A 15,016-nucleotide genomic window follows, 5' to 3' on the forward strand; every position below is an offset into this window, starting at 1 on the left:
GTGTCGCAGTTGAGTGTGACACACCCTTAATAGGGTCATGCAGTAGTTTTTAAACTTACAACGCCTTTTCTTTAATCAGATATTCTGCTATCTGTACTGCATTCAATGCGGCACCTTTTTTGATTTGGTCGCCTACAATCCAGAAAGTCAAGCCATTTTCATTGGTAAGGTCTTTACGGATACGGCCTACATAAACGGGATCCTTGCCGGCAAGGAACAGCGGCATCGGATATTCCTTTTCTGCCGGATTATCCATCAATACCAGACCTTCGCCCTTGGCGAATGCCTCGCGGGCTTCTTCTACGGAAATGGGACGTTCTGTCTCTACCCAGATGCTCTCGGAGTGAGAACGAAGGGCGGGAACACGTACGCACGTAGCACTGACTTTTACGTCGGAGTGCATAATCTTCTTGGTTTCGTTGTACATCTTCATCTCTTCCTTGGTATATCCGTTTTCTGTGAATACATCAATCTGAGGAATGAGGTTGAATGCCAGCTGGTAGGCAAACTTCTCAACGGTCACAGGTTCATCTGCCAATACTTGGCGGTATTGTTCGTACAGCTCGTCCATAGCGGCCGCACCGGCACCACTGGCAGCCTGGTAGGTAGAAACATGCACGGTTTTTATATGAGAAAGCTGTTCGATGGCTTTCAGCGCTACTACCATTTGGATAGTAGTACAGTTGGGATTGGCGATAATGCCTCGCGGACGGTCTTTGGCGTCGGCTGCATTTACTTCGGGCACCACCAAGGGTACATCAGGATCCATACGGAAAGCGCTGGAGTTGTCAATCATTACGGCTCCATGTTTGGTAATGGTTTCGGTAAACTCTTTGGAAGTGCCAGCGCCTGCGGAAGTGAAAGCGATATCAACCCCTTTAAAGTCATCGTTGTGTTGCAAGAGTTTAACCTCGATCTGTTTACCGCGGAAGGTATATTTAGTACCGGCACTGCGTTTAGAGCCGAACAATACTAACTCGTCCAACGGGAAATTTCTTTCATCGAGCACTCGCAGGAACTCTTGTCCTACGGCTCCGCTTGCTCCAACAATAGCTACTTTCATTTTTCTTTTGTTTTTAATTAAGTTTATAAAAAGTGATGACCTATCTCTAAAAAGATAGAATTGGCCACAAATTTATAACAAAATGCTGTATGACACGGCATAAAGTGAAAACTTTTTCGTTATTTTGCACTTAAAACCTAAAACTTGCAGCCTATGGATTGGTTTGATTTCAGTCTTAAACTCCCGATTACTGACCCTACATGGATATTTCTCCTTGTACTCCTCATCATATTGTTTGCACCGATCTTGTTGAATAAACTCCGTATTCCACATATCATAGGCATGATATTGGCGGGGCTTGTGATTGGCGAGCATGGTTTCAATATTTTGGTACGTGACAGTAGTTTTGAACTGTTCGGAAAAGTGGGACTGTATTATATCATGTTCCTTGCCGGCCTGGAAATGAACATGGGAGATTTCAAGCAGAACCGTGGAAAAGCATTGGTATTGGGGCTGTTGGCTTTTATTATTCCGATAGGGATCGGTTTGGTTACGAATGTGGCGTTGTTGAAGTATGGGGTAGTGACTTCCGTGTTGTTGGCAAGTATGTACGCTTCGCATACGCTGGTGGCCTATCCCATTGTAATCCGTTATGGTGTATCGCGTCATCGCAGCGTGAGCATTGCCGTAGGAGGAACAGCGGTAACAGATACATTGACCCTGTTGGTGTTGGCGGTGGTCGGCGGCATGTTCAAGGGAGAGGCGGGAGGATTCTTCTGGGTTTGGCTGGTAATAAAGGTCATTTTCCTGGGAGGGCTGATTGTTTATTTCTTTCCTCGTATAGGGCGCTGGTTTTTCAGAAGGTATGATGACAATGTGATGCAGTTTATCTTTGTGCTTGCCATGGTGTTCTTGGGAGCCGGCCTGATGGAATTTGTGGGCATGGAAGGCATTCTGGGTGCTTTCCTTGCAGGTTTGGTGCTGAACCGTCTCATTCCGCATGTCTCTCCGCTGATGAATCATCTGGAGTTTGTGGGCAATGCGCTTTTTATTCCCTACTTTCTGATAGGAGTGGGGATGCTGATTGACATACACGTGATTTTCGGTCACGGAGATGCCTTGAAGGTGGCGGCAGTCATGATTGTGGTAGCCTTGACGGGTAAATGGATTGCTTGTTGGCTGACGCAGAAATTTTATAAGATGGGTGCCATCGAGCGGGAACTGATGTATGGATTGAGCAATGCGCAGGCTGCGGCAACTTTGGCTGCTGTATTGGTGGGATATAATATTATCCTGCCCAATGGGGAACGCCTGTTGAATGACGATGTGCTGAACGGGACGGTTCTGCTGATACTTGTCACTTGCATTGTAAGTTCGTTTATAACGGAACGTGCTGCGCGGAAGATAGCTATGGATGAGGCGCATCTGGAAGAGAGCCGTTCTGTGGAAGAGGAGAAGATCCTGATTCCTGTGGCGAACCCCGATACTATCGAAGATTTGATAAACCTGTCTTTGGTGATACGTGACCCGAAGCAACGGGATAATTTGTTGGCTCTGAATGTAATCAATGATGACAGTAGTTCGGAAGCTGCCGAACTGCGGGGCAAACGTTATCTGGAGAAGGCTGCCATGATAACGGCATCGGTAGATGTCCCGTTGAAGCAGATTACCCGCTACGATATGAACATTGCTTCCGGCATTATCCATACAGCCAAGGAGTATGAGGCTACGGATGTCATTATAGGTCTGCACCGTAAGGTCAATATTGTGGATTCGTTTTTTGGTATGCTTACAGAGAATCTGCTGAAAGGCCTGCATCGGGAAGTGATGGTTTCCAAGTTCCTGATGCCTATCAATACGATACGGCGCGTGATTGTCGCAGTGCCCCCGAAAGCTGAGTATGAAGCCGGTTTCCTGAAGTGGGTGGAACATTTCTGCCGTTTGGGCGGGACGTTGGGATGTAGGGTGCATTTTTTTGCCAATGAAGAGACTACGGCCCACTTGCAGGCATTGGTAAAGAAAAAATATGGGCAGACCCTTACCGATTTTTCCAGGTTGGATGACTGGGGTGATTTGCTGTTGTTGACCGGTCAGGTTAATTTCGACCATCTGTTGGTGATAATCAGTGCACGCCGGGGCTCTATCTCTTATGATAGTTCCTTTGAGAAATTGCCGGCTCAGATCAGCAAGTATTTTGCCAATAACAGTTTGATTGTATTGTATCCCGATCAGTTGGGAGAACCGCAGGATGCTGTCTCATTCTCCAATCCGCGCGGCAATAATGAGTCGCAACATTACGAAAAGGTGGGCAAGTGGTTCTATAAATGGTTTAAGAAGGGATGAGTTTAATGATTGCAGGATCAAGATAAAGTAAAGGATCATGGAAGATTGGCAACAGAGAACCCGGCTCTTGCTGGGAGATGAGAAGACGGAACGTCTGCGCCGGGCGCATGTGCTTGTGGTAGGCTTGGGAGGAGTAGGGGCGTATGCCGCCGAAATGATATGCCGTGCCGGAGTGGGACAAATGACGATTGTAGATGCGGACACGGTGCAGCCTACCAATATAAACCGCCAGTTACCGGCTTTGCATTCTACCATGGGACTGAAGAAAGCGGAAATTCTGGAAGCACGTTTCAGAGATATAAATCCGGACTTGAAATTAAAGGTATTGCCCTTATTCTTGAAAGATGAAAATATTCCGGAGCTGTTGGATGCTGCATCTTATGATTTTGTGGTGGATGCCATTGATACGCTTGCTCCCAAATGTCATCTGATAGCGGAAACATTGAAGAGACGTATCAGAATAGTATCGAGCATGGGAGCCGGCGCCAAAAGTGATATTACCCAGGTGCGTTTTGCGGATTTGTGGGATACCTATCATTGCGGATTAAGCAAGGCTGTCCGTAAACGTCTTCAGAAGATGGGGATCAAGCGAAAGGTTCCCGTAGTTTTCAGTACGGAACAGGCTGATCCGAATGCCGTTCTGCTGACGGAAGAGGAAATGAACAAGAAGTCAACTTGCGGTACGGTAAGTTATATGCCGGCGGTTTTCGGCTGTTACTTGGCCGAGTATGTGATCAGAAGGTTGTAAGTGTGCAGTGCAGGAAAGAAATCATAAATTGGATATAAATTGATACGCTTAGAAAATATAACAAAGAGTTTCGGTACCTTGCAGGTATTGCGGGGGATCGATATGGAAATAGAGAAAGGGGAGATTGTCAGCATTGTGGGCCCCAGCGGTGCCGGAAAAACGACTCTGTTGCAGATTATGGGCACGCTTGACAGGGCGGATAGCGGTTCGGTAATCATAGACGGTACAGGGGTCAACCGTATGAAGGAGAAAGAACTTTCGGCATTCCGCAACAGGCACATCGGCTTTGTTTTTCAGTTTCATCAGCTTTTGCCCGAATTTACCGCATTGGAGAATGTGATGATACCGGCTTTTATCGCCGGGCGGGGACAGCAGGAAGCCAAAACTGCCGCTACGGAAATCCTGGAGTTTATGGGACTTGCGGAACGTGCCTCCCATAAGCCGAATGAACTTTCCGGTGGAGAGAAACAGCGTGTGGCAGTGGCGCGTGCACTTATCAATCATCCGGCAGTAGTCTTGGCGGACGAACCTTCCGGCAGTCTGGATACACATAATAAAGAGGAACTGCACCGGCTCTTTTTTGATCTGCGCAACCGTTTCGGGCAGACTTTTGTCATCGTGACGCATGATGAGGGGCTGGCGCGGATAACAGACCGTACCATTCATCTGGTGGACGGGGCGATAGATAAAACAGAAATCGTATGAAGTGACAGGACAGGGCGTCCTTTACTGTTCTTTTGCCATCCTATTGGCAAGTTTCTGCCATTCCGTTGGCAAGACTTTGCCAAAGCGTTGGCAAACTTTTGCCAAGGCGATGGCAAAGTCTTGCCAATAGGATGGCAAAGGATGGCAAAATAATGGGCTGAAACATAGGAGTGTGGCTTTATTCGAAGCAGACGTAGTGGCTGATTCTTTCCAGGTCCATCTCGGAAAATTCTTCATAAATGCCGAAAGGTTTCAGACTATGGAGCCTTCCTTTCTTTTTCCGGTATTCCACAAACGCTTTTGCTTGATAGAAATTGATGTAGGGATGGTTGCGAAGGCTCTCTATGCCTGCACGGTTCAAGTTGATGAGGCGGATGTCTTTGCCGTTGATGTGGAACCAAGGTTTCAGCCGATGGAAATCCAGGTTGATTTCTTGCAGTTGCCCGATGTTGTGGAAGCCTCCCAGGCGTTGCCTGTAATGGGCAATCATGCGGGCAATGCCGCTACCGATGCCCGGTATCTTTTTCAGCTCGGTAGTGTCGGCGCGGTTCAGGTCGATGACGGTGCCTGCCGGATATTTATAGAGATGTGCGGTGGTGTCTTTTGCCGCCGGGGGAGTGTACAATTGTGCCATATATGTCGTTGCGGTGTCTGTCCTGCTTATATGTATATAGGGTAGCAGTGCGTGATATTGCGCTTCTGTCAGGCCATATATCTTCTTGAAATCTTCTGTCTTGCGGAATCGCCCTCCTTTCTTCCGATATTTCAGAATATTCCGTACCATCCAGTCCGGCAGGCCTAACCGGCAGAGGGTGAGGGAGTCGGCTGTATTGGGATCAAAAGTACTCAAAACGATATTCTCCTTTTGTTCCCTTTTATGGTTGTTCTTGGGGAAACGTTGTTTCCATTGTTTCTCTTTCTTCTGCACCGATGCGATGAAAGAGTCGCATTCGGCTACGGCAGCGGTTTGTCGGCGTATATCCTCTTCTGTAAAAAGATGCCTGTTCCTTTGATAGGAATATAAATATCCGGAAAGAAAGACGAGGATGATTCCGGCAATCAGAATAAGTATTCCACGTTTTTCTTCCCGGGAGAAGTACAAGAAGTCTTTAAAGGGATTCTGCATGCGTAGTTTATTTCAGCAGACCCAGTTCGTTGATAAATATGGCGGCGATACCTATCGGAGCAATGAATTTTAATATGAAAATCAACGTTTTATAGACCGGTACTTTTAAACTGCCGTTATTGCTGACTTCTTCCCACACGATTTTCTTGTCCAGATACCAGCCGGTAAAGATGGAGATAAAGAAGCCTCCTAACGGCAACATGATTTTGGCCGTGATGAAATCGAACGAGTCGAACAGGTTTAATCCGAATATCGTATAATCCTTGCCTACTCCCAGCGAGAGGGAACAGAACACGCCCAGAAAGATGCAGCCTGCCGTCACCAGTCTTGCCGCTTTACTGCGTGAAAATTTGAATTCCTCATGCAAATAGGCTGTAACCACTTCATGCAGTGAGATAGTGGAAGTCAGCGCCGCCAATGCCAACAGGATGTAGAACATCAGTGACAGGATGACGGCAAGCCACGGCAGATTGCCGAATGCCTGTTGGAATACATTGGGCAGCGTGATAAACAGCAGGCTTGGACCGGCATCCGGCTGGATGCCTACGGAAAACGCGGCGGGAAAGATGATGAAGCCGGCCAGGATGGCTACCATGGTATCGATAGCGGCTACATTGAAGGCCGTTTTCGTCAGGTTGGTATCATCTCTGAAGTAGGAAGCATACGTACATAAGCATCCCATTCCAAGACTTAGAGAGAAAAAGGCCTGTCCCATAGCTCCCAATAACACATTTCCATCTACTTTGCTGAAATCCGGTTTCAGAAGAAACTCAATGCCGGCGCCCGCTCCCGGCAGGGATACGGAGCAGACGGCAAGCACTATCAGCAATATGAATAATACAGGCATCATGATCTTCGATGATTTTTCAATTCCTTTTTCCACTCCTTTGACTATGATAAAGTGGGTGGCGAGAAGGAACAGCATTAACCAGACAATCGGACGCCAAGGGTTACCGGTGAAACTGTTGAAGGATGCAATGAAGTCCGCTGCCGATTTTCCGGCAAAGCTGTTGGTCGCGGCCTCCCCTATGAATTCAAGGGTCCATCCGGCAACAACGGAATAATAGCCGAGTATCAGAAATCCGGCTAACACTCCCATACGCCCTACCCAGCGCCATCTTGTACCGGGTGCCAGTCTCTGATAGGCTCCGGCTGTATTGGCACGCGAATGCCTGCCGATGAGGAATTCGGCTACCATGATGGGAATTCCTAATAGGAGGACACAAACCAGATATATGAGGATAAACGCAGCGCCGCCGTGATTCCCTGTTTCAAAAGGGAATCTCCAGATGTTGCCCAAACCGACCGCTGAACCTGCCGAAGCGAGTATGACACCTAATTTGCTTCCAAAGTTGGCTCTGTCATTTCTTGTCATAAAACGTGGATTTTTCTTTCAATTCGTTATTAATACCTGCTAAAACGTGCAAATATAGAAAATGTTCCTTACTTTTGCGCACAAATCGTTTATAAAATGAGATATGCTGTACTATATTAAGAAATACCCGGTATCCTTGTTCATCATCTTGGCAGTGATTTACCTTTCTTTCTTCAAGCCGCCTTCCACGGAAATAGGTACTATCCCCAATATTGATAAAGTGGTACATATATGTATGTATTTCGGAATGTCGGGTATGCTGTGGATGGAGTTCCTGCGGGCACACAGAAAAGACGGCGCTCCATTATGGCATGCGTGGGTTGGGGCGTTGGTCTGTCCTGTCCTGTTCAGTGGAATAGTCGAGTTGTTGCAAGAGTATTGCACCACCTATCGCGGAGGCGATTGGCTGGATTTTGCGGCCAATACGACAGGGGCTGTCCTTGCATCCTTGGTGGGATATTTCCTGTTGCGGCCAAGGATGAAATGATGGACGGTTATAAGTATTCTATTACCGAACTCAGTTTGATGCCATTCGAACCTTTTATCAGAATCATCCTTTCTGTAGGCTTGTTCTTCTGGAGTTCGGCAATTACCGCCGCCGCATCGGCATAAGCAGGGTAAGAGTGCCTGGTTGCGGCAAACAGTTCGCCTACAAGCATTACATGCTCAAAATGGCATTCTTCCAGATAATCTATTATTTTCTGGTGCTCTTCGGCACTGTCTTTTCCCAGTTCGCGCATATCTCCCAGTATCAGCATCTTGTGGGCTGCCTCCATTTTGCAGAAGTTGCTGATGGATGCCATCATGCTGGTCGGATTGGCGTTGTATGCATCAATGATCAAGGTATTGTCCGCTGTCCTTTTAAGTTGCGAACGGTTGTTCTGCGGGGTGTATTCGGCCAATGCCTTGTCTATCTTGGCAGGTTCTACTCCGAAGAAACGCCCGATGGTGACAGCCGCCAAGGCGTTCGGGAAATTGTATTCACCGATGAGTTGCGTCTGCACCTGGTGAGTTTTCCCTTCTTTGCCGGCTTTCCACTCAAAAGTAAGGTAGGGGGAGTTACCCGTTACACGGCCGCTGACATATAGCTCTTCTTCACTGCCATAGGTTATCTGGTTCAGTCCGTAGGCTATTTCCCTTAGATAAGGATTGTCGTAATGGATGAAAATGGTAGAGCCTTCCTTTCGTCGGCGCAGGTAATCATACAATTCCCCTTTGGTCTTGATGACTCCTTCAAAGGAACCGAAACCTTCCAAATGAGCCTTTCCGACGTTGGTAATGATACCGTAGTCCGGTTCGGCGATTTCGACCAGTTCTTTGATGTCTCCGGGATGGCTTGCCCCCATTTCCACAACGGCAAGGTCATGTTCTGTCGTGAGGCGGAGCAAGGTTAAGGGCACCCCGATGGAGTTGTTCAGATTACCCGCTGTATAGAGTACATGGTAGCTTTGCGAGAGTACGGCGGACATTAATTCCTTGGTTGTGGTTTTCCCGTTGGTTCCGGTGATACCGATAATGCGTGTACCGAGCTGGCGGCGATGAAAATTTGCCAGTTGCTGGAGGGTACGCAGGCAATTATCCACTATGATATAATGTGCATCCCCGGTAGGGGCATATCCGGCCTCATCTACCACGGCATAGGCGCTTCCGTTTTCCAGGGCTTTGGAAGCAAAGGCATTCCCGTTGAAGTTGTCGCCTTTCAAGGCAATGAACAAAGAACCCTCGGGACAGTTGCGGCTGTCTGTCGTGACACAAGTACATTTCTGAAATATCCGGTAAAGAGCAGTTATATCCATAGTGGTTTGCTTCTTCTTGAAGCGCTTTTAATGGTTGTACAAATTGTTCGGCAAAGATAAGCAGAAAATTTGAAAGGTAGAGCAGAACGGCGCATGAGTTAATAATAAAGGGTTTAAGACAAAAGTGGCTAACATGAATACGTATTTGGAGAAACCATGATGATTGTTTGCTCATTCCGAGCAAAGATCGTTTATTTTTGTGAGTTTGTACATTTAATAATCGCTTTTTTGTTTACATTTGCAGATACCTAATGGAAATAAATAGTCTATGGAACTTCTGAATACCAAATACATAAATGTCAATGGCTCGTTGATGGATCTTTCTACCCCTTGTGTCATGGGCATTCTGAATGTTACTCCCGATTCTTTTTATGAAGGCAGCCGTATGCAGACGGAAACAGAAATAGCCCGGCGTGTGGAGCAGATTATGGAAGAGGGTGCCGGGATGATCGACGTAGGCGCCTATTCCTCACGGCCCAATGCTGAGAACATTTCTCCACGGGAGGAAATGGAACGGTTGCGGATGGGGCTGGCCATACTCCGTAAAGTGCAGCCTGATGCTGTGGTGTCTGTCGATACCTTCCGTGCCGATGTTGCCCGAATGTGTGTGGAAGAATACGGTGTTGCGATAATCAACGATATAGCTGCCGGCGAGATGGATAAGGATATGTTCCGTACGGTAGCTGATTTGAATGTACCTTATATAATGATGCACATGCAGGGCACCCCGCAAAACATGCAGCGGCACCCGCATTATGATCATCTTTTAAAAGAGGTTTTCCTCTATTTTGCGCAGAAGGTACAGCAGTTGCGCGATTTAGGTGTAAAGGATATCATTCTGGATCCCGGATTCGGGTTTGGCAAGACAGTGGAGCATAATTATGAACTGTTGGCGCATCTTGAAGAATTCCGCCTTTTCAATTTACCCCTGTTGGTAGGAGTGTCCCGTAAGTCAATGATTTACCGTTTGTTGGGAACTACTCCCGAAGAGGCCTTGAACGGTACCACTGTGCTGGATACCATTTCTTTGATGAAAGGCGCTGATATCCTTCGTGTACATGATGTGCGTGAAGCGGTTGAAACGGTGAAAATAGTAGGGGCGATTCATAATGCATAGTTTATAATTCATAATTAATAAATTCGGTAGCCGTGTTTTTTGAATTTAGCATAAAAGATTTTATAGATATACTGCTGGTGGCTTTCCTGCTGTATTATACTTACAAGTTGATGAAGGCTTCCGGTTCCATCAATGTATTTACCGGTATCCTGGTATTTATATTGATTTGGCTGGTGGTATCTCAGGTACTGGAGATGAAACTGCTCGGTTCTATCTTCGATAAATTGGTCAGTGTAGGTGTACTGGCGCTCATTATCTTGTTCCAGGATGAGATACGGCGTTTTTTGCTGACCCTCGGTTCCCATCAGCACGCCAGTGCTCTGGTGCGTTTTCTCACCGGAAACAAGAAAGAGAAACTGGAACATGAAGACATCATGCCGATCGTGATGGCGTGTATAAGCATGGGAAAGCAGAAGGTAGGTGCATTGATTGTGATGGAGCATAACATGCCGTTGGACGATGTAGTGCGTACCGGTGAGGTGATCAATGCCGATATCAACCAGCGCTTGATTGAGAATGTCTTTTTCAAGAACAGCCCTTTGCACGATGGGGCGATGGTTATCAGCAAGAAGCGCATCAAGGCGGCAGGGTGTATCTTGCCCGTGTCCCATAATCTTGATATTCCAAAGGAGTTGGGATTGCGTCACCGGGCGGCAATGGGGATTTCCCAGGTTTCGGATGCGCATGCGATTATTGTTTCGGAAGAAACCGGTTCCATTTCCGTTGCCTACAAAGGCCAGTTCTATCTGCGCCTGAATGCTGAAGAGCTGGAAAGTTTGCTGACCAAAGAAAATTAATCTCCGGTGTGACAAAAGGGATTGATTTCACGTCTTATAGCATGATATGAAATAAATAACCAATATCTTATTAACCAATAACTACATAAGTATGGATAGACGAAATTTCTTACGGACAGGTGGACTGGCGGTATTAGGCTCGTTGGCGATACCATCGTTGGCAATGCCGGCATCAGTACGGGGAGCCTTGGGAGGAGCGGACAACCGGTCTGCCGTAGCCTCGGCAATGGCTCATTTCGGTGTAACGGAGGCCGACTTGAAGAAAGTGATGGCTGCCGCTTTGGAAAAAGGCGGCGATTATGCCGACCTTTATTTTGAACATACCTTCAATAACAGTGTGGCGCTGATGGATGGCAAGGTCAATAACTGCGGTGCCAACATCGACTTCGGTATGGGGGTACGTGTATTGGCGGGTGACCAGACGGGCTATGCTTATGTAGAGGGCGTGACGCTGGAGGAAATGCTGCGTGCCGCCCGCACTGCTGCCCGTATCGCTTCTTCCGGCAAGGCGGGGAAACCTGTAGGGCTTACGGAAAAGACGATTGCCAAAAGCCGCTATTCGGTTACCGAGCCTTGGGAGGACGTAAGTATCAAGGCGAAGATTCCTTTCCTGGAGAAACTGAACGAAAAGATTTTCTCTTTGGACAAGCGGGTGCGTAAAGTGCAGGCTTCTCTTTCGGACAACACTTCTCACGTGCTGTTCTGCAATTCGGAGGGAGTGAGCTATTATGACTATCGTCCGATGGTGTCTTTCGTGGCGGTCTGTATCATGGAAGAGGATGGGAAGATGGAGAATGGCTTTGCCAGCCGGTCTTATCGTAAAGGCTTTGAATTCATGACAGACGATATCGTGGACATCCTTGCACGGGAGGCGGTGGACAAGACTTCTATCCTGTTTAAGGCAGTGAAGCCTAAAGGCGGTGAGATGCCTGTCGTGATGGGAGCCGGAGGATCGGGTATCTTGTTGCACGAAGCCATAGGACATGCTTTTGAGGCGGACTTCAACCGCAAGCGTACTTCCATCTTCTGTGACCTCTTCGGCAAGAAGATATGCAACGAGCATATCAATGTGGTGGACGACGGTACCATCGCCTTCAACCGTGGGGCTGTGAACTTCGATGATGAAGGTGTGGAAGGACAGAAGACCTATATTGTGAAAGAGGGGGTCTTGACCAGTTACCTGCACGACCGTATCAGTGCCAAGCACTACGGTGTGGCTCCGACCGGCAACGGCCGCCGCGACACTTTCCGCAATACGCCTATTCCTCGTATGCGTGCCACTTATATGGAGGCCGGCAATGTGAAAGAAGAGGACATCATCTCCACTGTGAAGAACGGTATCTATTGCGACCAGTTCACCAACGGACAGGTACAGATCGGTGCCGGAGACTTTACCTTCTTCGTGAAGTCCGGTTACTTGATTGAAAACGGAAAGCTGACGCAACCCGTTAAGGACATCAACATCATAGGAAACGGTCCGAAAGCTTTGGCGGATATCACGATGGTGGCGAATAATGACAAGATTGACAACGGTACATGGACTTGCGGTAAAGACGGACAGGCTTGTCCGGTTACTTGCGGCATGCCGTCGGCATTGGTCAGCAAATTGACAGTAGGAGGAGAAAGTTAAATATTAATGGACAATTACTAACATGATTACAGACGACAATAAGAAATTGGCGCAATGGGCAATGGAATATGCCTTGAAGAATGGTTGCCAGGCAGCCAAGTTAGTGCTATATACCAACTCTAATTCTTCTTTTGAGTTACGCGACGGCAAAATGGACCGTTTGCAGCAGGCTACGGAAAACGGCTTGGGGTTGAGTCTTTATGTAGATGGACGTTTCGGCTCTTTCTCTACCAACCGTTTGGATAAAAAGGAATTGGAGACCCTGATAAAGAACGGCATAGACTCCACCCGCTACCTGGCGGTGGACGAGTCGCGCATACTGGCTGATCCTGCCCGCTATTATAAAGGCGGTAAACCGGATTTGCAGCTTTTTGACAAGAAACTCTATGATATCCATCCGGATGATAAGGTGGAACTGGCCCGTGCCGCCGCTGAGGAGGTGCTGGGCAAGGATGAGCGTATCATCTCCGTAGATTCTTCTTACAGTGACGGTGAAGGTTCTTCCTATCGTTTGATCAGCAACGGATTTGAAGGGGAGTCGAAGAGTACCTGGTTCTCCGTTTCCGCCAGTGTATCCATTAAAGGGGAAGGCGAAGCGCGTCCCCAGGATTATTGGTATGATTCGGCTTTGTTCTATGACAAGTTGACGAAGACGGGAATCGGTGCCAAGGCTTTGGAGCGTGTATTGCGCAAGTTGGGACAGAAGAAGGCGAAGTCGGGTAAATATACGATGGTAGTCGATCCCATGAATACGGGTAACCTGCTTGGCCCGATGCTGAGCGCATTGTACGGTTCCGCCTTGCAGCAGAAAAACTCTTTCCTGCTGGATAAACAAGACACCAAGGTGGCTTCCGAACTCTTTACCTTGCGTGACGAACCACACGTTGTCGGTGCGAACGGTTCACGCTATTTCGACAGTGAAGGGGTGGCTACCCAGCCGCGTGCCATCTTTGACAAAGGGGTACTGAAGACTTATTTCATCGATACCTACAATGGCAAGAAGATGAATATGGCTCCTACCATCAGTACGCCTTCACGTCTGATTCTGACACCGGGCAACAAGGACTTGAATGGATTGGTAGCTGATGTCAAATCGGGAATCCTGGTTACCGGTTTCAATGGCGGTAACAGCAACAGCAGTACCGGAGATTTTTCTTACGGTATAGAAGGTTTCTTGATTGAAGACGGCAAACTGGTCCAACCGGTCAATGAGATGAATGTGACGGGAAATATGCTTTCTTTGTGGAATTCTTTGGCCGCTGTAGGCAATGACCCGCAACGGAACCGTTCCTGGCAGATACCTTCACTGGTATTCGAAGGGGTCAATTTCAGCGGATTGTGACGCTAATTCAGCATTAGGCTCATATACGGGCTTAATGGTGCGAATATCTTTTCGGTGAGTTCACCGATTGTAAGTGCCAAGTGGCTGCCGGGCAGACGCTTGGCACTATTCATACACTTACCGTTGTTCAAGTAGTAATAGCCGTTGTTGGCGCTGACCTGCTCGTCGGACAGGCGAATGTTGAGTTCTACTTCCGGATGGGCGGCGGCATAAAGTTGCAGTATCTCTTTGGCGTTGATGATCCGCGCCATTCCAAGAGGGGAACTGTTGGCGTTCCCGGCAGGCGGAAGCAGGATCTCGACGGACGGGATACCGGCTTTCTCGCAAATGCGTTGGAGTAGCATTGTGCCTGTTTCGGGAGTGTCGGCCACCAGCTCACCGATGCACCAACTCTTGTCCGAAGTGGGGTAGGCAACGGCCAGTGCAATGGTGTTGCCTCTTTGGCTCAGGCTGAAGATGCATCCCTTGCTTGATTGCAGGTCGGCCATAATCACTTGGAAATCTTGTTCCGTGTGTTGGATGCAGAAAGGACGTTCTCTCAGTTTCCGGTTTAAATAAGTGTATAACTCCTGCCTGTATTCACGGGTGGCTTTCAGTGCCGGGCTTCCTTGGGGAAGTGGTGTGGCAGGTGCGTTGAACCTGCTTTTCCGGTAATTGAATACGGGGGCATAGCCGTTTCGGGCATAATAATCGAACAGCCAGGGCTCTGCAGGAATCAGGGTGGAGAGGACCACATGGTTGTGGAGCATCCGGATGAAAGCCTGCGACAGCAATTCGTGCATGGCTCCCCGGTTACGGTAATCCGGGTGGGTACAGGCACCGGAAATGTAGGCGGTCTTGATCTCCGTATCTCCGAAGGTCATGGGATAGGGCAGCATCTGGGCTGCGGCAATCACTTCTTCGCCGCTTTGCAGGACGATGTTGACGTCATTGTTGTAACGCAGGCGGAAATACATTTCCGTAAACTCCTCGCTGTCATTGAAACAGAGTTTCCATAAACTTTTCACCTTTTCCCGTAACATCCGTTCTCCTCC

The 15,016-nt window shown here is 48.1% G+C and carries 13 protein-coding genes; 8 read left to right on the plus strand and 5 right to left on the minus strand.

What is annotated here, in order from left to right; genetic code table 11:
- Positions 1-55: 55 nt before the first annotated feature.
- Complete coding sequence (locus HMPREF9446_RS14690; protein WP_009126512.1) at positions 56-1,063, minus strand: aspartate-semialdehyde dehydrogenase; 1,008 nt, start codon at positions 1,061-1,063, stop codon at positions 56-58.
- Positions 1,064-1,216: 153 nt separating this feature from the next.
- Here HMPREF9446_RS14690 and HMPREF9446_RS14695 point away from each other — a divergent pair, with 153 nt between their 5' ends.
- Genes HMPREF9446_RS14695 through HMPREF9446_RS14705 form a run of 3 tightly spaced genes read left to right on the plus strand, consistent with a single transcriptional unit; the run spans position 1,217 to position 4,799 of the window.
- On the plus strand, positions 1,217-3,346 hold the full coding sequence (locus tag HMPREF9446_RS14695; protein WP_009126513.1) for a cation:proton antiporter: 2,130 nt from the start codon (positions 1,217-1,219) through the stop codon (positions 3,344-3,346).
- A gap of 37 nt (positions 3,347-3,383) precedes the next feature.
- Positions 3,384-4,094 carry a tRNA threonylcarbamoyladenosine dehydratase gene (locus HMPREF9446_RS14700; protein ID WP_009126514.1) on the plus strand — a complete coding sequence of 237 codons (711 nt, stop codon included), beginning with the start codon at positions 3,384-3,386 and terminating at the stop codon, positions 4,092-4,094.
- 39 nt (positions 4,095-4,133) lie between these two features.
- On the plus strand, positions 4,134-4,799 hold the full coding sequence (locus HMPREF9446_RS14705) for an ABC transporter ATP-binding protein (RefSeq protein WP_039969702.1): 666 nt from the start codon (positions 4,134-4,136) through the stop codon (positions 4,797-4,799).
- 178 nt (positions 4,800-4,977) lie between these two features.
- Here HMPREF9446_RS14705 and HMPREF9446_RS14710 read toward each other — a convergent pair whose 3' ends face one another.
- Complete coding sequence (locus tag HMPREF9446_RS14710) at positions 4,978-5,925, minus strand: helix-hairpin-helix domain-containing protein (RefSeq protein ID WP_009126517.1); 948 nt, start codon at positions 5,923-5,925, stop codon at positions 4,978-4,980.
- Between the two features lie 7 nt (positions 5,926-5,932).
- Complete coding sequence (locus HMPREF9446_RS14715) at positions 5,933-7,300, minus strand: sodium-dependent transporter (protein WP_009126518.1); 1,368 nt, start codon at positions 7,298-7,300, stop codon at positions 5,933-5,935.
- A gap of 103 nt (positions 7,301-7,403) precedes the next feature.
- Between HMPREF9446_RS14715 and HMPREF9446_RS14720 the strand changes: the two genes are divergently transcribed.
- Positions 7,404-7,787, plus strand: coding sequence for a VanZ family protein (locus HMPREF9446_RS14720; RefSeq protein WP_009126519.1), 384 nt, complete (start codon positions 7,404-7,406; stop codon positions 7,785-7,787).
- Between the two features lie 7 nt (positions 7,788-7,794).
- On the opposite strand, the gene HMPREF9446_RS14725 is transcribed toward HMPREF9446_RS14720, so the two are convergent.
- A complete protein-coding gene (locus HMPREF9446_RS14725) occupies positions 7,795-9,096 on the minus strand; it encodes a UDP-N-acetylmuramoyl-tripeptide--D-alanyl-D-alanine ligase (RefSeq protein ID WP_009126520.1) in 1,302 nt (433 codons plus the stop codon).
- A 268-nt stretch (positions 9,097-9,364) separates the two neighbouring features.
- On the opposite strand from HMPREF9446_RS14725, the gene folP reads away from it, so the two are divergent.
- The 4 genes from folP (at position 9,365) to HMPREF9446_RS14745 (ending at position 13,982) form a co-directional block, all read left to right on the plus strand.
- The gene (gene folP, locus HMPREF9446_RS14730; RefSeq protein ID WP_009126521.1) at positions 9,365-10,213 is read left to right on the plus strand and encodes a dihydropteroate synthase; all 849 of its coding nucleotides are present in this window, start codon (positions 9,365-9,367) and stop codon (positions 10,211-10,213) included.
- Between the two features lie 32 nt (positions 10,214-10,245).
- Positions 10,246-11,010, plus strand: coding sequence for a diadenylate cyclase CdaA (gene cdaA / locus HMPREF9446_RS14735; protein WP_009126522.1), 765 nt, complete (start codon positions 10,246-10,248; stop codon positions 11,008-11,010).
- Between the two features lie 91 nt (positions 11,011-11,101).
- Positions 11,102-12,640, plus strand: a complete 1,539-nt coding sequence (locus tag HMPREF9446_RS14740) for a TldD/PmbA family protein (protein WP_009126523.1) — start codon at positions 11,102-11,104, stop codon at positions 12,638-12,640.
- Positions 12,641-12,662: 22 nt separating this feature from the next.
- Positions 12,663-13,982 (plus strand): TldD/PmbA family protein, encoded by a 1,320-nt coding sequence (locus HMPREF9446_RS14745; protein ID WP_009126524.1) that lies wholly within the window; start codon positions 12,663-12,665, stop codon positions 13,980-13,982.
- A gap of 2 nt (positions 13,983-13,984) precedes the next feature.
- Here the strand turns inward: HMPREF9446_RS14745 and HMPREF9446_RS14750 are convergent, their stop codons facing one another.
- Positions 13,985-15,004 (minus strand): GNAT family N-acetyltransferase, encoded by a 1,020-nt coding sequence (locus tag HMPREF9446_RS14750; RefSeq protein WP_009126525.1) that lies wholly within the window; start codon positions 15,002-15,004, stop codon positions 13,985-13,987.
- Between the last annotated feature and the right edge of the window lie 12 nt (positions 15,005-15,016).

The sequence above is a fragment of the Bacteroides fluxus YIT 12057 genome, from assembly GCF_000195635.1.
In the GTDB taxonomy this organism is placed as follows: Bacteria; Bacteroidota; Bacteroidia; order Bacteroidales; family Bacteroidaceae; genus Bacteroides; species Bacteroides fluxus.

Bases quoted from the DNA above. Each gene is read 5' to 3' on its own strand.
- HMPREF9446_RS14695 (WP_009126513.1), top strand. From the start codon at position 1,217: ATGGATTGGTTTGATTTCAGTCTTAAACTCCCGATTACTGACCCTACA.
- folP (WP_009126521.1), top strand. From the start codon at position 9,365: ATGGAACTTCTGAATACCAAATACATAAATGTCAATGGCTCGTTGATG.
- HMPREF9446_RS14715 (WP_009126518.1), bottom strand. From the start codon at position 7,300: ATGACAAGAAATGACAGAGCCAACTTTGGAAGCAAATTAGGTGTCATA.
- HMPREF9446_RS14710 (WP_009126517.1), bottom strand. From the start codon at position 5,925: ATGCAGAATCCCTTTAAAGACTTCTTGTACTTCTCCCGGGAAGAAAAA.
- HMPREF9446_RS14745 (WP_009126524.1), top strand. From the start codon at position 12,663: ATGATTACAGACGACAATAAGAAATTGGCGCAATGGGCAATGGAATAT.
- HMPREF9446_RS14690 (WP_009126512.1), bottom strand. From the start codon at position 1,063: ATGAAAGTAGCTATTGTTGGAGCAAGCGGAGCCGTAGGACAAGAGTTC.
- HMPREF9446_RS14725 (WP_009126520.1), bottom strand. From the start codon at position 9,096: ATGGATATAACTGCTCTTTACCGGATATTTCAGAAATGTACTTGTGTC.
- HMPREF9446_RS14750 (WP_009126525.1), bottom strand. From the start codon at position 15,004: ATGTTACGGGAAAAGGTGAAAAGTTTATGGAAACTCTGTTTCAATGAC.
- HMPREF9446_RS14740 (WP_009126523.1), top strand. From the start codon at position 11,102: ATGGATAGACGAAATTTCTTACGGACAGGTGGACTGGCGGTATTAGGC.
- HMPREF9446_RS14700 (WP_009126514.1), top strand. From the start codon at position 3,384: ATGGAAGATTGGCAACAGAGAACCCGGCTCTTGCTGGGAGATGAGAAG.
- HMPREF9446_RS14720 (WP_009126519.1), top strand. From the start codon at position 7,404: ATGCTGTACTATATTAAGAAATACCCGGTATCCTTGTTCATCATCTTG.